Origin of the sequence: Sorangium sp. So ce381, from assembly GCF_051473845.1 — a bacterium.
GTDB classification, from domain to species: domain Bacteria; phylum Myxococcota_A; class Polyangia; order Polyangiales; family Polyangiaceae; genus Sorangium; species Sorangium atrum.
In genome coordinates, this window is record NZ_CP150336.1 from 5163018 (window position 1) to 5186883 (window position 23866).

A 23866-nucleotide genomic window follows, 5' to 3' on the forward strand; every position below is an offset into this window, starting at 1 on the left:
CGCGAGCTCGCGCGCCGATGTCCTGCACCGAGACGCCGATAGAGCCGCCCTGCACCCCGCGATCACCCGCGTCGAGCGACCCGCTGCCGGCGCTCTCGACCGGCGCGCGCGCGGCCCCTGCGCGCCGGCGCGGCAGAGCCGCGGCCCTCGTCGTTGCGGGCGCTGCCGGCGCGGGAGCGGCCGTGTGGACCAGCGCGGCCGTGGCCGTGTGGAGCGGGGCGCCCGCGACGGCGGCGCGCAGCGCGGCGCCGCTCGTGGCGAGCGCGGCGAGCGCGCTGCCGGAGGGCGCGCCGACAGCGCCACCGGAGCGCGTGACGCTCACGGCGGATGACGAGGACGACGAGCCCGGCACGCTGGAAGAGCAGCGCCTCCGGCTGTTCGCGCGGATGCGGCGCGAGCTCGCGCTCCCCGACGAGGCGATGCGGCAGGTCGAGGCGATCTTCGCGGCGTCGACGGTGCTCGGCCAGGGCAACCCCGCGCTGACGCGCCACCCGATGTCGCGATCGGAGTGCCGCCGCATTCGAGCGCTCTCGGGCGTCGAGCCGGCGCGCGAGCCGGCCTGCGGCGCGCCGGGGATGGTGCCGCTCTTCGATCCCACGCGCGGTCAGACCGCGGCGGACGCCCCCGTGTGCATCGATCAGCTCGAGTTCCCGAACGTGCCCTGCGAGTACCCCGTCGTGCACGTCCGGGCGCGCGAGGCGGCGCTCCTGTGCAGGGCGGTCGGGAAACGGATCTGCGATGCGCACGAGTGGGAGGGGGCGTGCGCCGGCGCCCTCCGGGATCCGGACGTCGAGTACGAGTGGGCGCGGCCCCGGAACGAGGCGAGCTGGCACCACAACCTCCTGCGCGAGAAGGTGTGGAGCTACGGCCCCGCAAAGAACCACGCGCTCTGCGGGACGGGGAGCTACCGCACGCCGGGCTGTCCAGGCGGCGGGTGGGACCGCTGCGGCTCCAACACGTATCCGGCCGGCGCGTTCCCCGCGTGCCGGAGCAGCCTCGGTGTCTTCGATCTGCACGGCAACGTCGCCGAGCACATGAGCCTGCCCATCCTGCCCGAGGAGCTCGCGCGCTACGGCGATCGGGGCTTCACCGAGATGAAGGGCAGCTGGTTCGCGTTCTCGTCGATGGAGGTCCACGCCGACGACTGCCGCTTTCGCGCCCCCGACTGGCACGCGACGCGCCTCATGAGCAAGGGCAGCCACGCGAACTACCACCTTGGATTCCGCTGCTGCAAGGACATCGCGCCACCGGACGGCGCCGAGCGGGGCGAGGGCGTCGACCACCGGGGCGCCAGCGGCGCGCAGAGATAAGGACATCACGAAGAGGGGGCGGCGATCAGGCCTCCTGGAACCCATCATGGCGAGCGGCCCGCGGCCCGCGGCCCGCGGCGTGCGCCGGGCCCTTCCGTCTCGCTCGATATGCGCACGCGCCCTCCGGAGAAAAGTCCTTCAGTTCGCCGGCCGTGGTTGGGCCGCCGGGTGCGCACACGACGTGCGTACGATGAGCGGCTGGAGCCACCCACATAGATTTGACCACATGATCCCACGTGCGCGCATCGGGTGGTCTACAGGCGCAGGATCTCGCTGACGCGGCTCGTTTCGAGCGCCCGCCGCGAAGTTACGGTGGCGGAGGCAGAAGATTACGGCCCGAGGCGATCGATTCGTGTCGTGCCTCTGTTGATGCACAAACGGCGCAGCCTGAGCACGTCAGGCGCAGAGGGTCCGACCTCGTGCGCAGGTTGCGGCCCGGTCAGACGGGCGGCGGGGAGGCGCCGCGCGCCGTCGTCAGCGGGCCTCGCGCGGGGCTCGGCGGCTCTCGTTCACGACGGCCGCGGTGCGTGCGGGAGCGCAGGTGCTCTGCTCGAAAGCCCGCGAGAGCGGCGCTGCGCGTGGCGCTCGGCGCCTGCCGCCGAGGCGTTGAGTTCGCCATCTCCAGCATGCGGCGCGCGGGCCGCGGGCGATACGCCCTCCCATCGGGGGCCGTCCCGCCGGTCTCCGCGTTGAGAACCCGGAAAACCAAGGCCGGCGTCGATCCAGAGAATGCCTTTTTGCGGATGCGGCAAGGCCAGTGACACGAGCTCGCAGCGGCAGTGTCTGCACACGAGGGCTGAGGCACACACCCTGCTCTTCGATGAGCCCAAGGTGGCTCGGACCTTCCGGCCATCACGGGATATTGAGGAGGACGACACATGCTCTCGATTCATGGCAAGGTGCTGGGGCTCGCGGTGGTGATGGCGGCGCTGGGCACGGGGTGCGCCGTTGATGCGGTGAGCGACGCGGATCGCGACGAGGCCGGCATCGACGAGGTCGAGCAGGTCGATTCGACGACCGCGGCGCTCGAGGCTGGCGCGTCGGCGAGGGGCGGGTATCAGGGGCCGTACGGTGGCAAAGGCGGGCCGATCGGCGCGCAGGGCCCCATGGACCTCGGCCAGGGGCCTGTCGGCGGGCAGGAACCGGTGAGCCCCGGCCTGCAGGCGCCGGTCGGCCAGCTGGGGCAGGGGCCTGTCGGCCAGGGGCCTGTCGGCCAGGGGCCCGTGGGCCAGGGGCCTGTTGGCCAGGGGCCCGTGGGCGGGCCGGGTGGTGTGCCGGGCGTCGGCGGCGTGCCGGGCGTCGGTGGCGTGCCGTTCGGCGGCGTGCCGTTCGGTGGTGGCTTCGGTGGCTTCGGCGGCTTCGGCGTGCCTGCGGCGCTCATCTCGAGTTGCACCACCTTCAACACCGCGTTCGTTCCCGACTGCTTCCCGTGCAACAACTTCGGTCCCCCCTGCTGCTGCAACCGGCCGCCCCACAACCCCTGCAATCCGGCGGGCATCGGTGGGCCGCTCAACGGCGGGTTCTCGGCCGGCCCCTGCGGCGGCGGGTGGCCGGGCCCCTGCGGCAACAACGCCGGGTTCGCGGGGAGCCCCTGCGGCGGCGCTGGGTTCGCGGGGAACCCCTGGGGCGGCGCCGGGTTCGCGGGGAGCCCCTGCGGCGGCGCTGGGTTCGCGGGGAACCCCTGGGGCGGCGCCGGGTTCTCGGGGGCCTGCGGCAACAACAACGGGTTCGGCTGGTAGCGACAGGGCCTCGGGCCTCGGCTGCTAGCGCCGACCCCGGCGGCCAGCGGACGGCGGGGACGTGACGGCAGCGCTCGAACGGCTGCAACGGCAGAGGCTGGGCCCGCGCCGGCGGGGGCGACCCATGTGAGGTGAGGTCGTCGCCGCCAGCGCGGGTCGCGGACGCAGGGGGGACGGCGCCACACGGCCGTGCCCCCGCGGCTCGCGCGGGATGGCGGCGTGGCGGGAGGATGGATGGCCGGTGTGAGACGCGCTGCGCCGCGGGAGCGCGGCGCGGTCCGCGAAATTGCAGCCGAATGCAGCGAGGCCGCGCCGGCGGCGTGCGCCGCCTTCACGGGCGTTGCTACGCCGTGCGCAATCCCTTAGAGTGGCCCTAACGCTGTGATCGGCACGATCATCGACGGCAAATATCAGATACGCAAGCTCCTCGGCGAGGGCGCCATGGGCTCGGTTTACGAGGCCGAGCACACGGGGACCGGCCGGCGCTGCGCCGTGAAGGTGATCAGCTCGGCCGATCTCACCCGCGACCCGAAGGTCGTGAGCCGCTTCCAGCGCGAGGCGCGCGCGGCAGGCGCGATCGACACACAGCACATCACGCAGGTGCTCGACGCCGGCGTCGATCGTGGCTCGAACCTGCCGTTCCTCGCGATGGAGTTCCTCGCGGGCGAGGATGTCCACGAGCTCATCAAGCGCGTCGGACCGCTCGCGCCCGACCTCGCGCTGCGCATCGTCGCGCAGTCGTGCATCGGGCTCCAGAAGGCGCACGAGGCGAGCGTCGTCCACCGCGACATCAAGCCGCACAACCTGTTCCTCGCGCGCCGCGACGCCGGCGAGATCCTCGTCAAGCTGCTCGATTTCGGGATCGCCAAGGTGAAGATGGACCGGGCGAACGAGACCGAGAGCGCCGATCTGACGCGCACCGGGAACCTGATCGGCTCGCCGCTCTACATGTCGCCCGAGCAGGCGCGCGGCCAGAAGGAGATCGACCACCGCACCGACATCTGGTCGCTCGGCGCCGTGCTCTACCAGCTGCTGACCGGGCGGACGCCGTACCATCACATCACCGCGCTCGGTGAGCTGATCATCGCGATCTGCTCGGATCCTCCGCCGCAGGTGCAGGACTTCGCCCCGTGGGTGGCGCCCGAGATCGCGGCGATCGTGCACCGATGCCTCCTCCAGGCCCCCGGGCAGCGCTACCAGAGCGCGCAGGAGATGTTCGGCGCCATCCGGCCGCTCCTCCCGTACGGCTGGGGCATCCACGAGAGCATGCTCGTGCCGCTGCCGGAGGCCGTGCACCGGCAGTCCGCGCCGCGGCTCGCGGCGAACGCGCCGGCCACGAACCAGGGCGGCGCGTATGCAGCGGCCTCGCCGGCAAACCAGAGCGGCGGGTACCCCGCGATCTCGCCCGCGAATCAGGGCGGCGCGTACGCCGCGACCGCGCCGGCGAACCAGAGCGGCGGGTATCCCGCGGTCCCGCAGGAGCACCGCGGAGGCTACTCGTCGTTCGCGCCGCCCCCGCTCCAGAGCGGGCCGCCGGCGGCGATCATTCCGGCCACCAACCACGCTGGCGCCGCGACGACGGGGGCGCTCACGCAGTCGCACCGCGGCACGCAGCCCGGCGTGCCGCGGGTGCCGGTGGTGGCCGGCGCCACGCTCGCCGCCGCGGTCATCGCGGCCGGCGTGTACTTCATCAGCCGGCCCTCGGCGGAGCCGATCGTGCAGCCGGAGACGAAGGCGACCGTCGAGACGCTCCCGCCTGCGGCGGCCACGCTGACATCGACAGCCCCGACGCCGACGCCGGCCGCGACGCCGACGACGCCGGAGGTGGTCGCGGCGGCGGTCGAGCCGCAGCCGAAGCGCGTTCAGGTCGTCATCCTGCCCGCCGACGCCTCGGTCGAGGTCGAGGGCAAGCGCGTGACGACGCGCAACGGGATCCTCGATATCACCGGGCCGCCCGGGAGCGTGCACAGGGTGCGCGTCTTCAAGAAGGGTGGAGGCGAGGCCATGGCCGACGTCGTGGTGACCGACACCGGCGCGTTGCCGCCGAAGGTCGAGCTCACGCCGACGTCGGGGAAGGGCGGTCCTGCGGCATCGGCGAAGAGCGCCTCGGCCGCGTCGCCAGCGCCTCCGCCCGGGCCCACGACCCCCAAGGGGATCATCGACAACACCGACGAGTTCGGAAAGTAGCAGCGGAACGACAGGCTGAGTACGGTGCTCGATCGAATGGATCTGCGTACGCGGCGCGGCGGCTCTCGTCCTCTCTCCCTCGCGCGGCGTGCCCGCGCGGCGCCGCGGCTGCGCGCGCTCTCGGCCGCGATCGCGGCCGCGGTCGCCGCCGGACCGGCGCTCGCGCAGCCGGCGCCGCCGGCCAAGGAGCCCGCCACGCCGGTCAAGGAGGGCGCCGCGCCCGCCGCTGAAGCCGGCGCGCCGGCCAGGGAGGGCGCCGCGCCCGCCACGGGCGCTGCGGTGCCGGCCGAGGAGGCGCCCGTCTCCGAGACGGACCGGCAGGTGGCGCGGCTCCACTTCGAGAAGGGGCTCACGCTGCTGCGCGAGGAGGCCTGGGGCCCTGCGCTCGCTGAGTTCCTCCTCTCGCGCAAGCTCTTCCCGACGCGCGTGGCCACGAACAACGCCGCGATCGCGCTGCGCAAGCTCCAGCGCTACGACGAGGCGCTCGAGATGTTCGAGACCTTCCTCCGCGATTTCACCATGTCGACCGCCGAGCGCGCTGCCGCGCAGCGGGAGATCGCCGAGCTGCGGGCGCTCGTGGGGACGCTCGACATCACGAACGCGGAGCCCGGGGCGTCCATCGTGGTGAGCGGCGAGGAGCGCGGGCAGTACCCGCCCGTCAAGCCGATCCGCGTGGCGGCGGGCGCGCACGTCCTCCGCGTCTTCAAGGAAGGCTACGAGCCGGTGGAGACGCGCGTCGACGTCGCCGGCGGGCAGACCGTCACGGTCAACGCGAAGCTCCGCAGGCTGACCCGCTCCGGCCGGCTGCGCGTGGTGGAGCGCGCCGGCAAGACGGTCGACGTGCTCGTGGACAACGTGGTCGTGGGGCAGACCCCGTGGATCGGCGCGCTGTCGGTCGGCGATCACATGGTGGCGCTGCGCGGCGCGGGGAAGCTCGGGACGCAGCCGACCGCGGCGCCGGTGAAGCCGCAGGAGCTCACGACGCTGTCGCTGCTCGCCGAGGATCTCGACGCCTCGCTGCGGGTCGACCCCACGCCGCCCGGCGCGAGCGTGTGGATCAACTCGGTCAACGTGGGCAACGGCGTCTGGCTCGGCCGGCTCAAGGTCGGCACGCACCGGGTCGAGGTGAAGGCCGACGGGTTCGTCACCGGGACGCGCACGGTGACGCTGCAGAAGGGCCAGCGCCAGAGCCTCGACATGGGGCTCGAGCGCGACGAGGACGCGGACATCTGGCGCAAGCCGCCGAAGATCACGCTCGACGTGAGCGCCTCGTTCCTGCTGGCGCCGACGCTGGGCGGCGAGATCACGGACGGCTGCGACTCGGGCTGCTCCAGCTCGCTCGGCCTCGGCGGGCTCGGCATGATCCACGGGGGCTACGAGCTCGGCTCGGGGATCGGCGTCGGGATCGAGCTCGGCGGCCTGTTCGCGGCGCAGCAGCTCGACGAGCGCTCGGCGGCGCTCAGGCCGGTCGGCTACCGGGATCCGCTCGACGGCACGGCGAGCGACACGCTCCGCCTGGGCGGCTTCCTGGCCGGCGCGACGTTCGGATACCACTTCGGCGAGCGCTTCCCGGCGCTGCTCCGGCTGGGCGCGGGGGTGCTCGTGGGCGAGGTCCGCGACGAGCGGACCGGCAGGTTCAGGACGACCGGCGGGGAGTCGTTCAACACGTTCCCGGTGGTCGACTTCGCCTCGGCGACCTACTTCTACGCGGATCCTGAGGTGCGGCTCGGCCTGCGGCTCGGAGAGCGGTGGGAGGTGGCCGGTGGCGTGAAGCTGCTTCTCCTGATCGGCCTCAGCAAGCCGAAGTGGGACAGGACGATCGAGCTGGCGGCGGCGAGCGACGGGATCGGCACGTACGAGCCGGAGTCGCTCATGGGCGATTTCGTCCTGATGATCTCGCCTGGGGCGAGCCTGCGTTACCAGTTCTGACGAGACCCGAGCCGGTGCGCCGTGCGCGGTCGCGAGGCGCCGCTCCGCGTCGCGTGCTCCCGATCCCGCTCGGCGCTGCTCGTACCTGACGAGGCGCGGCACCGATGTGTGGGCGCGCCTCGTCTGCCCTTGGCAACCTAGCGATGGGAGGTCCGCCGGCGGCGAAGCCCGGCCAGCGCTGCGGCGACGCCGAGGAGGACGGAGAGGCGCGCGGCATTGCGCTCGGCGGGGGCGCCGACGACGCTGCAGGAGCAGGACGGGACCTCCGACGGATCGATCTGCGGGACGCACTGGTTCGCGAGGTTGCACACCATGCCATCGACGCAGTCGGCCACCGATCTGCACGGTGAGGCGCAGGCGCTGCCGCCCGGCGGGCAGGTGTACGGGGTGCAGTCCGTGTCAGCGCCCGGGGACCGGAGCGTGTGCGCGCCGTCGCAGCTCGGTCCGATCTCCTCGAGGTCGGCGCAGACGCCGTCGAGGCAGACGAAGTCCTGGATGCAGTCGTCGTCGGAGGCGCAGGATGTCTTGCAGGCGGTCTCGTCCGCGCACTTGAACCCGCCGCAGCGCTCGACCACCGGCTCGTTCTCGCCGCCGTCTCCAGCGCAGAAGAAGCGCGTGAGCGTCGCGGGACCCACGATGCAGCCCTCGTCCGGGCAGGAGCACGTGAAGGTCCTCGCGACCGCCCCCTCCACAGGGAACATGCACTTGGCATCGGTGGCGCCGCCGCAGTAGCCGGCGCACGCGCCGTCACCGGGGCACGCCTCGCGCTGGAAGGTGCCGCCCTCGTTGGGGTGCGGCGATTCGTGGTCGACAGGCGTCCCGACGTTCGTGCACCTGCCGACGTTGTTCACCACGTCGCATGCCTGACACTGGCCATCGCACGCGAAATCGCAGCAGAACCCGTCGACGCAGTGGCCCGAGATGCACTGGCGATCGCGAGCGCACTCGGCGCCGTTGGCGAGTCGATCGAGGCACAGACCCGACCCGGGCGGTGCGCCACCGGATCCTGCGGACGCGCCGCCTGCACCCGCGCCGCCCGATCCAGCGGACGCGCCGACTGCACCAGCGCCGCCCGATCCGGCGGACGCGCCCCCTGCGCCCGCGCCACCCGACCCGGCGGATGCGCCGACTGCACCAGCGCCACCCGACCCAGCGGATGCGCCCCCTCCGCCCCCTGCACCTCCGCCGCCTCCAGCAGATGCGCCGCCTGCACCAGCGCCACCCGATCCAGCCGATTCGCCGCCCGCGCCCGCGCCGCCCGACCCAGCGGACGCGCCGCCTGCGCCACCTGCACCCGCGCCGCCACCACCCGTCCCGGAGGACGCACCTCCGGCGCCGCCGGCCTCGCCGCAAGCGTTCGGATCGCCGACGCCGACGTCGCACCAACCGCTCTCGTCACAACCGCAGTCGTCGAGGCAATAGAGAATGCACCTGTTGTTGCTGCCGCAGCGGCCCGGCTTGCAGTCCTTGGTGGATTCATGAGCCAGCGCGTGCCCCAGGCCATCGCAGCGGTTGTGCACTTCGATCTGGTTGACGCAGACGATCGGGAGCTCCGTGTCGAGCTTCGCAGGACCACAGGTGCCATCGCTGCCCGTCCCCTTGCCCGACGCCGTGCACGAGAAGCACTCCTGATCGCACGCCTCGTTGCAGCAGACGTTCTCCGTATCGGAGCAATGCCCTGATGCACACTCCTGATCGTGCGCGCACGCCTCGCCGTTCGCCTTGATGAGCAGCTGCGCGCTGGCGAGCGGCTGCGTGCTGGTCGCCCCGATGCCGCCCGCGACGAGCACCGCCCGGCCTGCGACGCGGTCCGTGCCGGCGTTGACGACGACGGCGACGTGCTCACGACGAGCCTCCTGCGCAAGCGAACCGGCCGGCAGGCTGAGGGGGCTGAACTTCCTGGTCAGCGGATCATAGATGGCGGCGCTCGAGAGCGAGGTCGTGCCGTCGAACCCGCCGGCGATGAGGACGTCGCCCGTCGGCAGCAGGCTCGCCGTGTGGTTGGCGCGCGCGTTCGCCATGGAGATCGGCGTCGGCTGCAGCTCGAAGCCCCGCTTCGTCGGATCGGTCACGCCGTCGTGGTAGATGTCGATGGTGCGGACGTAGGCGCCTCCAGAGACGCGGGTGGTGCCTCCGACGAGGATCACCTCGCCTGAATCGAGCGACGTCGCCGTCTGACCGCCCAGCGCCTCCGTACGGTCGATGAGCGTCGCCGTGTGGAAGCCGCGGAGGGCGCTCATCTGCGCCGTCATCGGGGTCGCGGAGGGCGAGAGGACGGAGATCGGCCGGAAGACGCCCTCGTCCTCGTGGAAGATCTCGGCCGAGGTGAGCGCGGCGCCCGAGAGGACGAAGCCGCCAGCGACGAGCACATTCCCCTTCTTCAGGCGGACCGCCGTGTGGGCGTGGCGCGAGGTCGCCATGCTGCCCACGGCGGCGAGCGTGCTCGTGACGGGCGCTCCGCCGTTCGGTCCGAAGGAGCTGAACGTGTAGAGGGAAGCGGTGCTCGTGGGCTGGTTGAGCGGATCCGCGAGGCCGCCCGCGACCAGGACCTCGCCAGGAACGAGGAGGGTGGCCGAGTGGTTGAACCGGCCCAGCGAGGCCCCCGCGTCCCTGATGAACTGGCCGGTGGCCGGGTTGTAGACCTCGATGGCAGCGACCGGCGTGCCGCTCGTGCGCTGGCTGCTGCCGCCCACGACGACGACCGCCGGCGGCGGAGGCGCAGGATCCGACGGCGCCGCCGGGGCGAGCTTCGTGACCGCCGTGGCGGTGTGGGCGCCGCGCGCGACGTCCATCGCGTCGGTGCTCGCGAACGTGCGGTCGAGCGGAAAGTACAGCTCCGCCGTCGCCAGCGCGCCCCCGGACGCGTCGAACCCTCCCGCGAAGAGCACGGGGCTCGCAGGGTTCGCCGGGTCGATCACCGTGGCGGTGTGACGGGCGCGCGGCGTGATCATCTGGTTCGTCGTGGCGATCCACTGCGGGTCGAGGAGCGCCGGGTACTGAACGCCGGCGGGCTGCCATCCGACGATCACCGTGCACGCCGGCGCGCCCGGCGGGGTGACCGGCCGGCCCCACGGGGCGCGAGGGCTCGTGTCGACGGCGCAGCCCTCGACGGAGAGCGAGGCCGGAACGCGCGCGCCGGTCGCGTCGACGAGGTACGGGGGCGCGACGCGCAGGCGGGGCGAGCCGCCGGCGTCGAGGAACTCGAGCGTACGCTCCACGAGGCGGAGGCCCGCGGCGGCGGTGACATCGACCCGGTAGCGGAGCTCCTTGCGCGCTGGCTCCTGCTCGAAGACGACGAAGTCCTCGGTGCCGTTCGGGAGGACGCGGTGGAGGACGTCGCGTGCGCCGCCGTCGGCGCGCAGCGCGCCTGCGTAGAGGACGAGGCCGCTGTCGACCGCCGCCGGCACGTCGGCGGCGTCGACGAGGGAGAAGGCGATCGAGACTCGAGACGCGCCATCGGCGAGGCGCACCGGACCGGCGGCGCGCGCCGGGAGCTCGACGGACGCCGCGGCCCCCTCCGGGGCTGCCGCGCGCAGGGCGCCGGCCGGGGTCGGCGCGACGATCTTGACGGGGCTCGAGGCGATGGCGTCGGCGAAGCGCGCGCGGATCGCGGCGATGCGGGCGCGCGCTCCGGGCGGCGCAGCCTGAGGTGACGCGGCGCCGGGCGGTGGGGAGCGGCGCGACGCGCCCTCGTCGGAGCAGCCAAGGACCTGGGGGAGAATGGCGCACGCAGAGAGCAGCGCAGCCGTTCGCAGCCTGAAGCCGAGTCGCAGCACGCGGTGGTTTCGCAAGGGTCGTTCCGTGGTCGGCGCGGCGCGCGCGACGTGAGGGGGCGGATCTGGGCCATCCTAACAGAAGGCGGCCCGCAGCCGAACAGCGAGGCGGCGCGTGCGCGTCGCCAGAGCGGCGCGGCTCCTCCGACGTGGCGTCCGACAGGGGACGCGGCGGCGGGCGATCGCCGCTCCCTCGAGCGCGCGGCCGAGGAAAACCTCCCCAGGAGGAGGGCGAAACTGGGTAGGCTTACGGGGGCGCTGTCGCGTACGGCGCGATCTGTCTGGAGGAGCCGCGATGACTTTCCCCGCCTTGCCCTGGATGTCCCGCCACCTCGCGCACGCCGGCGCCGCGCGACGCGGGATCTTGCCGCTGCTCGCGGGCCTGCTCGCGCTCGTGGCGCTCGCGCCCCGGCCGGCGAGCGCGACGCTGTGGGACACGGACAACGACGAGGTCGCGAACGCCGTCGACAACTGCCCTGGGGTCAGCAACCGGAGCCAGTACGACGGCGATGGCGACGGTCAGGGCGACGCTTGCGACGACGACGACGACAACGACGGCATCCCGGATGACGCGGATCTTGACGACGACAACGACGGGCTAGCGGACACCGCAGACAAGTGTCCGACCATTCCCACGCCCATGGCTGCGGATCCAAACTTCGACGGCGACGGCGACGGCGTCCCGGATGTCTGCGACAACTGCGATGGAGATCGCAACGAGGATCAGCTCGACAGCGATCGCGACGGGCGGGGGAACATCTGCGAGACCGATAACGACGCGGATGGCGACAGCGACTTCAACGATAACTGTCTCAACGTCTCGAACGGCGACCAGCGCAACGCCGATAGCGACAACTACGGCGACGCCTGCGACAACTGCCCCACTGCATTCAACAACGATCAGCGGGACAGGGACAACGATGGCATCGGGGACGACTGCGACAACTGCGCAAACGCACCGAACACCGATCAGCACAACCCTGACGGCGACCTCTTCGGCGACGTCTGCGACAACTGCCCGGACGCGGCCAATAACAGCCAGGTTGACAGGGATCATGACGGGATCGGCGACGCGTGCGACAACTGCCCGGACACGGCGACGACGAACCAGGCTGACGGCGATCGCGACGGGGTCGGCGACGCGTGCGACAACTGCCCGGACACGCCCAACAGCGGCCAGGAAGACGTGGACCACGACGGGGTCGGCGACGCGTGCGACAACTGCCGAGACCGCGCGAACGCGGACCAGGCGAACAGGGACGGCGATACGGTCGGCGACGCGTGCGACAACTGCCCTGGCGCGCGCAACGACGACCAGGTTGACGACGACCGTGACGGGACGGGCGACGCGTGCGACAACTGCCTGGGCCGCTCGAACGATCAGCAAAACGAGGACGGCGACGCCTTCGGAAACGCGTGCGATCTCTGCCCGTACGTGGCAACCCTGACCCAGGTCGACACGGACGGCGATGGCTTCGGCGACGCGTGCGACAACTGCCCGCGCCTCATCACCGCGAACCAGGCCGATGGCGACGGGGACAATGTCGGCAACGCTTGCGACAATTGCCCTGAGGTCGCCAACACGGATCAGATCGACAGCGACGGCGACGGCCTCGGCAACGCGTGCGACAACTGCGCCAGCATCGCCAACGCCGGCCAGCTCGACGATGACCACGATGGGGTCGGCAACGTCTGCGACAATTGCCCCGCGACACCGAACGGGCCGCACGACACGAACAACCAGGGCGACAGCGATGGCGACCGGATAGGCGACGCGTGCGACAACTGCCCGACCACGGCGAACGCGAGCCAGACGAACACCGACGCAGCCACCGGCGACACGCAGGGCGACGCGTGCGATGACGACGACGACGCCGACGGCGTGCCCGACACCGCCGACAACTGCCCGACCGAGCCGAACACGAGCCAGCGCAACACGGACCGGAACCTGCCCGGCGGCGACGCGCTGGGCGACGCGTGCGACACCGACGACGACGCCGACGGCGTGCCCGACGCCACCGACAACTGTCCGCTCCAGCGCAACCTCGATCAGACGAACACGGACGAGGACCTGACCGACGGCGACGGGTTCGGCGACGCGTGCGATGACGACGACGACGCCGACGGCGTACCCGACGTGAACGACAATTGCGTCACGACGCCGAACAGCGCGCAGGCCAACACCGATCTGCACCTGCCCGGCGGCGACGCGCTGGGCGACGCGTGCGACACCGACGACGACGCCGACGGCGTGCCCGACGCCACCGACAACTGCCAGTTCGCACCGAACAGCACGCAGATCAACACCGACCAGAACCTCGCCGGTGGCGACGCGCTGGGCGACGCGTGCGACACCGACGACGACGCCGACGGCGTGCCCGACGCCACCGACAACTGCATCACCACCCCGAACCCGGGGCAGGAGAACAACCGGAAGAACGGGCCCGAAGACGCGCTTGGCGACGAGTGCGACGATGACGACGACAACGACCGCGTCCTCGACGTCGACGACAATTGCCAGTACGACATCAACACCAACCAGGTCAACACCGACAGTGCCCAGGGCGACGGCGATGACGCCGGGGACGTCTGCGACGACGACGACGACAACGACCTCCTCACGGATGCAGAGGAGGCGGCGCTCCGGACCGACCCGACCAGCGTCGACTCCGACGGTGACACCATCGGGGACTTCGAGGAGGTGCTGAACCGCGACAATCCTGGCGATCCGGTCAACAACACCGACGATGACGCGTTCATCGACGCCGTGGACCCGGACAGCGACGGGGACGGGGTGCTCGACTCCGAAGAGGCCGGGGATGCTCTGCTGAACACGCCGGCAATCGACACAGACGGCGATGGGACCCCGGACTACCGGGACACCGACTCGGACGACGATGGCGTGCTCGACGGCGACGACAACTGCCGCCTCATGCAGAACCCGCCGCCTGCGCCGGGCGAGCCGCAGGTCGACACCGATGGCGACGGCAAGGGCGACGTGTGCGACGGCGACTCGGACAACGACGGCAAGCTCGACGTCGACGACAACTGCCCGAGCGTGCCGAACGCCGGGCAGCAGGACGCCGACCGCGACGGCATCGGGGACGCGTGCGATCCTGACGGCGATCCGGACGCTGACGGGGTGATCAACGACGACGACAACTGCGATTTCGCGGCGAACCCGCCGCCTGCGCCCGGCGAGCCGCAGTCCGACCTCGACAGCGACGGCCTCGGCGATCCCTGCGATGATGACGCCGACGGCGACTCGATAGCGAATGATGACGACAATTGCCCGCTGATCGTGAATCCCCAGCAGGAAGACGCCGACGGCGACCGCCACGGCGACGTCTGCGACAATTGCCCGCTCCTCCCGAACGCCGGGCAGGAAGACACGAACGGCGATGATCTCGGCGACGCCTGCGATCCCGACGGAGACGGTGAGGTGACGGAGACCGACAACTGCCCGACCGTGGCGAACCCCGAACAGACCGACACGGACAAGGACGGCGTGGGTGATGCCTGCGAGACGCCGGATCCGACCAGCGGCGGCGGCGGCGGAGCCGGCGGAGCGGGCGGCGCCGGCGGCATGGGCGGCGCCGGCGGGGAGGCCGTGGCGACGACGGCGACGAGCGGCGGCGGGACGTCGCCCGATTTCCAAGGTGGCTGCGACTGCCGCATGGGACGCGCGCCGATGCCCCGGGAGGCATGGGGGATGCTGCTGATCCTCGCCGCCGTGCTCCGGCGGGGAGGCCGGCGGCAGCCACGGCGGGCGGCGTGATTCCACGCCGCGGAAACTGGGCTCTGGCGATCAGCTGAGATATACGCCCGGCGAGCGCGACGGCTCCTCGTCGACGCAGCCGTCCGATACCGTCAATCTTGGATAGCGAGGTGCAGATCCGTGTGATACGGGCTCAGCCGCCAGGCAGGCGAATGAGGCGTACGAAAGTACGCCGCAGCGCGCCGAACGAGGCGGATGAGCCCGCAGCGCACGAAGATGCGCCCCGCTAACTACGGAGCTTCAAGGAGGACCCTCATGCAGGCATCTCGGTGGATCGCGGTATGGATGGCGATGGGCGCATTCGTCATCGCCGGCACGGGCGCGGGGTGCGGCGGTGATGACGGCATGGGGGAGGCGACGACCTCGAGCTCGACGACGACCACCACCGCGGGTGAGGGCGGCACGAGCAGCGCGGGAACGGGCGGCGAAGGCGGCGCGGGAACAGGCGGCTCTGGCGGTGCGGAGACAGGCGGCGCCGGCGGCACGGGAACAGGTGGCGCCGGCGGCTCAGGAACGGGCGGCGAAGGCGGCGCGGGAGTGGGCGGAGCGGGAGCGGGCGGCGAAGGCGGCGCGGGCGGCACATCGGGCGAGAGCTTCAACTTCACCCTCCGCGGCACCGGTTACGTTCCCGCCTACACCGCTGGTGACATGGTCTACGTGGCCGTCGTCGCCGCCGGCGAAGCCGCGCCGGCCCTGAGCGCTTCGGACGCGATCGAGGCCGACGGCACGTTCACCGTGACGGGACAGATACCCGGCGACAAAGCGTACAAGATGCACTGGTACGTGGACCTTTCCCAGAATGGGACTTGCGACGCGGCTCCCACGGATCACGTCTGGACGCAGGACATCCCCACCGTCACGGCGGATATCACGCGCAGCGTCGTACCCAACAGCGCCTTCGGTGACTGTCCGTGAGGCGCCGCGCGCGGCCATCCCATAGCCGTTGATCGTCCCTGGCACGTCGCGCGCGCTCTGCGCACCGTCGTCCCGTGGCCACCCCAGTGGCAAAGTCAAACGCGGCGAGAGCGCGGGCGCTGACCGCCACCTGGACCTCGCCCGGGATCGCCGCGGCCAGGGAAAGCGGATGTTGCCCCCCGCCACGCGCCCCCGCTATCGTGCCCGGCCGATGAGGCCTTCCTCCGTCGCAGCGGTCGCGTCCACGGCCGTCCTCATGACGCTCGCCGGCGCCTCGCGCGGTCAATCCACCGGCGGGTTCTCCCTCGACCGGTTCGAGCCGGCGCCCGCTGGAGACGCCTTCTTCGGCGTGCCCTCTCCGGCCGCTCCCGGCCACCTCGCGCCGCGCGCGTACGTGATGCTCGATTACGCCCACCGCCCCATCCACACCAGCGGCGACACCCCCGTCGACCTCGTCTCCTCGCAGACGTTCCTCCGCCTCGACGCCTCGCTCGCGCTGTGGGATCGCCTGCTGCTCTCGATCGACGCCCCCCTCGCCGTCGCGCAAGGGGGCGACGATCCAGGCATCCCCGGCGTCGTGTTCACCGAGCTGACGGCCCCCGAGCTCGGCGACCTCCGCTTCGGCGCGCGCCTCCGCGTGCTCGGGAAAGACGCAGGCCCGTTCCAGCTCGGCATCGGCGGCTACCTGTTCGCGCCCACCGGCTCGCCGGCGCAGTACACCGGCGACGCGGAGGCCCGCGGCGCCGTCCACGCGAGCCTCGGCGGGCGCGTCGGCTCGGCGGAGTCGTCGCTCGGCTTCCTCTGGAGCGCGAGCGGCGGCGTCGAGCTCGGCGGCGGCCCCAACCGGCCGCAGCGGCTCACGTTCGGCGGCGCCGCGGGGCTCCTGATCGGCGGCGATCTCCTCCAGCTCGGCGCCGAGGCGTACGGCGGGGCGCCGCTCGGCGAGGAGCTCCTGCTCTCGAGCACGCCGGTGCAGCGCGACCAGGCGAGCGTCAACGCCGAGCTGCTCTTCGGCGCCAAGCTGCGCGTCCTCGACGGCCTCACGTTCGGCGCCGCGGTCGGGCCGGGCCTGACGAACGCCATCGGCACACCGCCGGTCCGCGCGGTCGGCATGGTCGGCTGGACGCCGCTCCCGAAGCCGGCCCCGGAGCGCGCTCAGACCGCCGCCGTCGCGGGCGACAAGGACGACGACGGCATCAACGACGACATCGACGCCTGCCCCGACGTGAAGGGCGATCCGTCGCCCGATCGCGCGAAGGACGGATGTCCTCCGGCGGATCGCGACGGGGACACGGTGCTCGACATCGACGACGCGTGCCCGACCACCCCGGGCGCCCGCAGCGCCGACGCCACGCAGAACGGCTGCCCCGAAGACTCGGACGACGATGGCTTTCACGACGGCATCGACGCCTGCCCCACCGTGCGCGGCGGGGCGAGCGACGACCCGAAGAAGGTCGGCTGCCCTGGCGACGCGGACGGCGACGGCATCGCCGACGCCTCGGACGCCTGCCCCAAGGTCAAGGGACCGGCGAACCGGGACCCGAAGCAGAACGGCTGCCCCGACGATCCGGATGGAGACGGCGTCCGCGGCGCCGCGGACGCCTGTCCGAACGAGCGGGGGCCCTCCGACCCCGATCCACGACAGAACGGCTGCCCCAGGTTCGTTCGCGTCAACGCCGACGAGATCAAGACGTCCAAGCCGGTGCAGTTCGTCGTCTACGGCAAGACGCGCGCGGAGACGGTCGATCCCATCTCCGACGAGATCCTGTACGAGGTGCGCGACGCCATCCAGCAGAGCCCGGACATCGAGCTCATCGAGGTGCAAGGCCACACCGACGACAACGGGACCGAGGAGTACAACCTCCGCCTGTCGCAGCAGCGCGCGGACGCGGTCCTCTCGTGGCTCGTGGCCGCCGGGGTGCCCCGGGAGAAGCTCGTCGCCAAGGGCTACGGCTTCGAGCAGCCGCTCGGGGACAACCGCGTCAAGACAGGGCGCCAGAAGAACCGCCGCGTGCAGTTCGTGATCGTCAAGCGCAAGGGAAAGCCCTAGCGGGCAAGCGGCGGCGGGCGGCGGTGTGGTGCAACGACCACGACCACGACAACGAGCGACACAACGCCCAAGACACCACAAATCCCGACAGCCGCCCAGACGCGCAGGCGCCGATACCTCGCAGTCCAGGGCGATCGCAGCGTCGCGGCACGTCATGCTGCGCCGCGCCCGCATGCGCCTCCGCCATCACCCGACCCCCGGCCGTGACCGTTCCCTGACGGCCATGGACGGGCGCGTGTGTCACCTTATCGAATGCTCCATACGGTGGCGATCTCAGATATCCATCTTTGCGAGCTCGAGCCGGGTGACGGCCTGTGGATGCGCTACCGCCAGGCTCCTTACTCCCCCGACAGCGAGGTCGCGGCGATGCTGGACGCGCTCCGGGACGAGATGAGGCAGGGCACGGCGCGCGGCGCCGGGCGCGATGAGCTCACGCTCGTGCTCAACGGCGACGTGTTCGACTTCGATGCGCCGCGCGTGATCGATCAGCAGAGCGTCTTTCACGATCTCCCCCGCAGCGCCGAGCACGCGGTCCCTGCGATGGCGGCGATCCTCGCAGATCACCCGGTGTTCATCGAGGCGCTCGGCCGCGTCGTCGCGGACGGGCACACCGTCGTGTTCATCTCCGGCAACCACGACGTCCAGCTCACGTTGCCCGAGGTGCGCGACCTGGTCCGGGCCCGCGTCGTCGAGGCGGCGCTCGCGGCGCTGGGCGACGCGTCGCTCTCCGGCGCCCCGCACGCGCGCGCGGCGCTGGGCGCGCGCGTCGTGTTTCGCGCGTGGTTCCACAAGACGCCCGACGGCATCATCGTGGAGCACGGCAACCAGTACGACGCCTATTGCAGCTACCGGTACCCCATGGTCCCGTTCGGGCGGAAACCGGGCGAGATCCAGCCCACCATGGGCTCGCTCGTGTGCCGGCTGCTCGTGTCGCGGATGGGCTACTTCAACCCGCACGTGGACTCCTCGTTCATGCTGTCCGCGTTCGGGTACCTCGCGCACTGGGCGCGTTACTACATGTTCTCCCGCCGCTCGCTCGCGGGGGCGTGGGCCCTCGGCGCGCTCCGCACGCTCGTCGAGCTCGTGCGCCGGCGCGAGCCGGAGCGGCGCGCTCGCCTGCGCGAGAGCCTCGCCGCCGCGGCGCAGGAGACGGGCGCCCCGCTCCGCGCCGTGGCCCGTCACGCCCGCCTGTTCGCGCCCCCGGCCGAGGATCGGCTGGGGCTCGTCGCGCGCGAGCTGTGGCTCGACCGGGCCGCGCTGGGGCTGCTCGCGGTCGCGGTGGCGCTCGTGTGGCTGCTGCTCGCCCCGCTCTGGTTCGCGCCGGCGGCGCTCGTCGCGCCGGCGGCGCTCATCGTCTATGAGCGCCTCGTGCCGAAGCTCCCGCTCGACGCGACGTGGCAGCGCGTCAGTCGCGCCGCGCGCCAGGTCGCCCGCGCCCATCGCGCCAGAGCGGTCGTCTTCGGTCACACGCACACGCCCGAGGGCACCTGGGAGGGCGGGCTGTTCTTCGGCAACACCGGCTCATGGTCCGCCGCCTTCGAGGACGTGGCCTGCACGAAGCCGGTCTTCGCCGCGCGCCCCCTGGTCTGGCTGAGATCCGAGCCGGGGGCGGGCAGCGCCGCGCGCCTCTCGGGAGGCCTCGTGACCTGGAAGAACGGCCGCTTCGAGGCCCTCGCGGCCAGCGTACCGCCCCCTGCCGGGCAGCGCAGCGAGCCGCAGGGCGCCCATCCGGCGCTCCAGTCGCCCGCGACCGCTGCGCTGCGCACGTGACCCGCGTGACGCGGATGACGCCCGTGCCCAAGCAGGCCGGCGCTCTTCGCCCGAATTGAGCGCCTTCCTGACTTGCGCGAGGCGTCCCGCCGCTGGATGCTCCGGGCATCGACACGCGTCCCGCTGACGAGGAAGCTCTGTGAACCCCCCGCTCCATATCGAAGCCGCCGGTGACAGCGACGTTGGCCACCAGCGCGAGCACAACGAGGACAGCTTCGCGGTCGATCTGGATCTCGGCCTCTTCGTCGTCGCGGACGGCATCGGCGGCGCCGCCGGTGGGGAGGTCGCGTCGCGGATGGCGGTCGACATCGTGCGCTCGTACTGCAAGGACGGCGAGGGCGAGATCACCCAGCCGACGGGGTACGACGAGGAGGTGACGCCCCTCGAGCTGCGCCTGGTCTCGTCCATCTGGCGCGCCAACGAGCGCATCTTCGAGGTCGGGCAGCGCGACCCGCTCTGCTACGGCATGGGGACGACGTTCGCGGGCGTCTACGTCGACGGGAGCTCGGCGTGCATCGCGCACGTCGGCGACAGCCGCGTCTACCGCTACCGAAAGCACAGGCTAGAGCGGCTGACCGAGGATCACTCGCTCTGGAACGAGCACCTGAACAGCGGCGAGCAGCTGCCTGACGATGTGGATCCGCTGCTCGCCCGCAACGTCGTGACGCGCGCGCTCGGGATGGGGAAGACCGTCGACGTGGCCACGCGCGTCGAGCGGCCCGAGGCCGGAGATCTCCTGCTGATCTGCTCCGACGGGCTCTCCGGCCCGGTCTCCGAGCCGGAGATCGCCGAGCTGCTCGCGCAGGAGAGCGACCTCGCCGCGACGGCGCGGTCCCTCATCGACCGCGCCAACCAGCACGGCGGCCCCGACAACGTCACGTGCGTGCTCGTGCGGTGGAACGCCGGCGGCTGACGCGGCTGACAGCGCCGCGCCAGAGCGGGATGCAGGCTCGTGTGAACCGGGCTCAGCCGCCAGGCAAGCGAGTGAGGCGCGCGAAAGTAGGCCTCGACGAGCCGAACGACGGGGATGAGCCCGCAGCGCACGACGATGCGCCCTGCTCTACGGGAGCGTCTTGAGCCGGAGCAGATCGGCGGACCTCGTCATGTCGCTGGCGAGCGTGCCCGGGGTCGCGTCGTCGCTCTCGTGCTCCACGAGCGAGAACAGCTTCCCGAACGGCGTCGCGAGCTGCTCGTCGGTCGGCTCCGCCTCGCTCCACCCCTCCGGAAGCGGCGGCAGCGCGTCGCCTTCGATCGCGTCGTACGCGCTCGACAGCCGCTCGAAGCCGTCGAGCACCGCCTTGTCGACCTCCGCGCCTTCGGCGCCCTTGGTCAGGATCCACGGCTGGAAGGCCTCGTAGGTCGCCACGCCGGCCGCGATGTTCGCGCGCATGTCGGCGAGCGTGTACTGGGCGTAGCGCGACTCCTCCTCTCCGGTCGCCGCCTTGCTGGTCTTCTCCACCTGCTCCGCGATCGAGGCGATGACCCCGCGGTAGGCGGACGGCGCGTCGAGCGCGAGCGAGCGGAAATCCGATTGCATCTTCGCCGCGTCGGCCGCGAGGCGCGCGCAGAGCTCGTCCTTGAACGAGGCGGCCTCGGCCTCGGTGGCAGGGAAGGCGGCCTCGCTGTAGTTGTCGAGCTCCGACTCGAAGGCGAGGACGGGCTCCGGGATCGCGTCGGCCCAGAGGATGCGCTCGATGGCGTGCACGCCGGTCACCCCCTCACCGTCGAAGAGGTCGTCGTCGGCCTGGACCTCGATGAACGCGTCGTAGCGGGCGTCCGTCGAGTAGTCGAGATCCGGAAAGACGACCGCGATGGCTCCTTCGATGCTCTCGTAGGCTTGCCGTGCCTTCTTCCACTCGGCCTTCATGGCATCGACGGCCTCCTTGTCGCTCGTCGCGCTCCACCCGTCGGCATCTGGCGCGGGCGCGGCCGCCTGAAGCGCGGCCGTGGCGGCGGCGAACTGGTCGATGTTGCCCTGGATGAAGGTCTTCACGTCGGACACGGCCTGCTGCTCGTACTCCGCGTCGGTGAGCAGCGTCTCGTTGTCGCTTCCACACGCAGGAAGCGAGAGGGCGGCGGCGGCGATGGCCAGACCGGACCGCAAGCGGGCGGGGATGTGCATGATGTTCGAGCTCCTTGTCACCGCTCGCGCGGGGCGAGCGCGCGATGCGGATTGGTGCGTGTGCGTCGCGGTGGACGTCGATCAGAGCGAGCGCACGAAGTCGATGAGCGCCCCGCGATCCTCGTAGGAGAGCGCGCGGAACGCGGCGATCGAAGCCGCGGCCTCCGAGCCGGGGCCGTCATGGAGCAAGATGGCCTGCTCGATGGTCCTGGCGCGGCCGTCGTGGAGGTACGCGGTGCTGTGGCGCACGCCGATGAGCGGCGCCGTCCGCCAGGCGACGGAGCTGGCCGACTCGTCGGCCAGCCCATCGGCGAGATCGGGGCCGAGGTCGTGCAGGAGGAAATCCGTGTAGACGGGAGCGTCGATGTCCGCGAGCTGCGCGATCGGGTAGTCGGCGCGCGTCCTCAGCGAGGGGACGTGGCAGGCGGCGCAGTCGGCCTCGACGAAGAGCGCCTGGCCGCGCGCGTCGGCGGGCGCGCGCCTCGGGATCTCGAGCAAGCGCATGTAGTCGGCGACGGCGTTCACCGTGTCGAGGACCACGTCCTCGCCCAGCTTGGCGTCGTCCGTGAGCCCGTCGGGGTTCGGCAGCTCGTCCGGCCGGAGCGGCGAGGTGATGCCCATGTCGCCCTGGTACGCGTCGGCCGTGAAGTCGTCGAGCGTGGCGACGCGCGCCTTGAACCCGAAGCGGCCGATGAGGTTCTCGTCGCCCTCGACGAAGGCGCTGAACGACTCGTCCCCGCTCTTCTTCGAGTGGAACACCACGCGGTTGATGCGCCCGCGGATGGCGTCGCCGCGCGCGGCCTGCTCGGCCGCGACCCGCTCGATCTCGGCGTCGTCGACCGCCTCCATGTAGCCGCGCCCGAACACCGGCGGGCCGAGGCGCTTCGAGACCTTGATCGTCGCCTCGGTCTCGGGCTCCGAGAGCGTCGTCGCCCCCCCGACGGCGTAGGGCCGCAACGTGTGGCCGTAGGGGAGCCCCCCCTGATCTGCCGCCGGCGTCACGCCGTCGTCCTCGACGAGCGCCATCTTCTGGACCGCGCCCGGGCCGCGCGAGGCGCCGTCGTGGCAGCCGGCGCACGCCGCGCGGATGTAGAGCGGCCCGAGGCCGTCGCGCTCGCGAAAGACGAAATCGAAGAGCGCGTCGCCGTCCTTGAACCGAGCCACCTGCTCCGCAGAAGCGTCGTGCAGCGGAATGTCGGTGAGGTCATCGCTGATCAGCTCGATGCCAGCCAGAGGATCGTCGGGGGCGGGCTCCGAACCGCAACCCATGTTGAAGACCAGCGGGAGCGTGAGAAACAGGGCAAATCGTGACATGTCGTCGCCCGGAACCGTAGCCGTAAATGAAAGTCAGTGTCAATAACCCACGCGGCGCGCTCGCCGGGCTGGTGTGAAGGATCGCGCACGGGCGGATCCCTCCTCCTTGCGAAGCGTGGCGGAGGCTCGGGCGTTACATTGCCCGAGCCGGCGCGGACGGGCTCACGCTGGAGGGCAGCGGATGAAGCAGCGAGATGACGAGCGACGCGCGGCCTTGAAGGCCCTCCGGGACGGATTGCGGGAGATCGAGCGGAACGAGGAGCGCCGCGCGGCGCACAAGGAGCTCAGCGCCAGCTGGCTCCGGTACATGGGCCCCGGCTACGGCAACGACGTCTGCTCGATGTGCGGCGCGCTGCTCGAGCGGGGCACGGCCTACATGCACTGCGCGCCCTGCCTGGCGACGCGCGGGATCGACGAGCAGGCGCTGCTCGGCGTGTGCGCGCAGGCGATGGCAGAGGACTGGCCGTTCGAGGATCGCCGGCTCGACGGCGGGCGCTGGGCGCGCGCGCTGATCGCGTTCTGGCGGAACCACGTCGATCCGATGGAGTCGAAGGCGATCCCGTACCGGAACAACACGCTCCAGTCTGCCTTCTACTACATGAAGCGGCGCCTCGCAGAGGCGGGGGTCGCGGAGATCTGGACCGTGCCTGACGAGAGCCAGCGCGGGCTCGATCCTGCGATGGTCGTGCGGGCCCGCGGCGGCGCGCTGGCGATCGGCGTCGCCACCCAGCGGCGCATCGCGACCGCCGACGATGGCGCGCGCGGCGCGCACATCGCGCTGTTCGACGAGTTCCTCCGCCTCGCGGGCGCGCGGGAGGGCTTCCTGGTGGTCGAGAAGCTGAGCCGACGCGCGCGGCGCGACACGCCCGTTCGGGAGATCGTGGTGACCACCGCGGAGGGAAGGCGCGTGACGCAGCTCCGCTGCATGCAGGAGGATCGGAGTTGGCCCGCGCCGGCGGCGCCCGGTTAGCGCGGGCCT

General features: G+C 71.9%; 13 protein-coding genes. 10 read left to right on the top strand and 3 right to left on the bottom strand.

The genetic code is table 11. The features are described 5' to 3' along the window. Window positions 1-17: 17 nt before the first annotated feature. The 4 genes from WMF29_RS19370 (at window position 18) to WMF29_RS19385 (ending at window position 7165) form a co-directional block, all read left to right on the top strand. Window positions 18-1310: an SUMF1/EgtB/PvdO family nonheme iron enzyme gene (locus WMF29_RS19370; RefSeq protein WP_437330263.1), complete on the top strand. Its 1293-nt coding sequence runs from the start codon at window positions 18-20 to the stop codon at window positions 1308-1310. Between the two features lie 878 nt (window positions 1311-2188). Then, window positions 2189-3049 carry a hypothetical protein gene (locus WMF29_RS19375; RefSeq protein WP_437330264.1) on the top strand — a complete coding sequence of 287 codons (861 nt, stop codon included), beginning with the start codon at window positions 2189-2191 and terminating at the stop codon, window positions 3047-3049. Window positions 3050-3430: 381 nt separating this feature from the next. Continuing rightward, a complete protein-coding gene (locus WMF29_RS19380; protein WP_437330265.1) occupies window positions 3431-5236 on the top strand; it encodes a serine/threonine protein kinase in 1806 nt (601 codons plus the stop codon). Between the two features lie 36 nt (window positions 5237-5272). Beyond that, a complete protein-coding gene (locus WMF29_RS19385) occupies window positions 5273-7165 on the top strand; it encodes a PEGA domain-containing protein (RefSeq protein WP_437330266.1) in 1893 nt (630 codons plus the stop codon). Between the two features lie 137 nt (window positions 7166-7302). On the opposite strand, the gene WMF29_RS19390 is transcribed toward WMF29_RS19385, so the two are convergent. Then, window positions 7303-10956, bottom strand: a complete 3654-nt coding sequence (locus WMF29_RS19390; RefSeq protein ID WP_437330267.1) for a kelch repeat-containing protein — start codon at window positions 10954-10956, stop codon at window positions 7303-7305. Between the two features lie 277 nt (window positions 10957-11233). Between WMF29_RS19390 and WMF29_RS19395 the strand changes: the two genes are divergently transcribed. From WMF29_RS19395 to WMF29_RS19415, 5 genes are all read left to right on the top strand, one after another. Then, entirely contained in the window at window positions 11234-14716 is a 3483-nt protein-coding gene (locus WMF29_RS19395; protein ID WP_437330268.1) for a thrombospondin type 3 repeat-containing protein, read from the top strand. Between the two features lie 255 nt (window positions 14717-14971). Continuing rightward, entirely contained in the window at window positions 14972-15631 is a 660-nt protein-coding gene (locus WMF29_RS19400) for a hypothetical protein (RefSeq protein ID WP_437330269.1), read from the top strand. A gap of 211 nt (window positions 15632-15842) precedes the next feature. Further along, entirely contained in the window at window positions 15843-17681 is a 1839-nt protein-coding gene (locus WMF29_RS19405) for an OmpA family protein (RefSeq protein ID WP_437330270.1), read from the top strand. A 264-nt stretch (window positions 17682-17945) separates the two neighbouring features. Then, window positions 17946-19451: a hypothetical protein gene (locus WMF29_RS19410; protein ID WP_437330271.1), complete on the top strand. Its 1506-nt coding sequence runs from the start codon at window positions 17946-17948 to the stop codon at window positions 19449-19451. Between the two features lie 139 nt (window positions 19452-19590). Further along, window positions 19591-20364, top strand: a complete 774-nt coding sequence (locus tag WMF29_RS19415; protein WP_437330272.1) for a PP2C family protein-serine/threonine phosphatase — start codon at window positions 19591-19593, stop codon at window positions 20362-20364. Window positions 20365-20511: 147 nt separating this feature from the next. On the opposite strand, the gene WMF29_RS19420 is transcribed toward WMF29_RS19415, so the two are convergent. Both WMF29_RS19420 and WMF29_RS19425 read right to left on the bottom strand, forming a co-directional pair. Then, the gene (locus WMF29_RS19420; protein WP_437330273.1) at window positions 20512-21573 is read right to left on the bottom strand and encodes an EfeM/EfeO family lipoprotein; all 1062 of its coding nucleotides are present in this window, start codon (window positions 21571-21573) and stop codon (window positions 20512-20514) included. 81 nt (window positions 21574-21654) lie between these two features. Continuing rightward, window positions 21655-22887 carry a di-heme oxidoredictase family protein gene (locus tag WMF29_RS19425; protein WP_437330274.1) on the bottom strand — a complete coding sequence of 411 codons (1233 nt, stop codon included), beginning with the start codon at window positions 22885-22887 and terminating at the stop codon, window positions 21655-21657. A gap of 181 nt (window positions 22888-23068) precedes the next feature. Between WMF29_RS19425 and WMF29_RS19430 the strand changes: the two genes are divergently transcribed. After that, complete coding sequence (locus tag WMF29_RS19430; RefSeq protein WP_437330275.1) at window positions 23069-23857, top strand: hypothetical protein; 789 nt, start codon at window positions 23069-23071, stop codon at window positions 23855-23857. The last annotated feature ends 9 nt before the right edge of the window (window positions 23858-23866 follow it).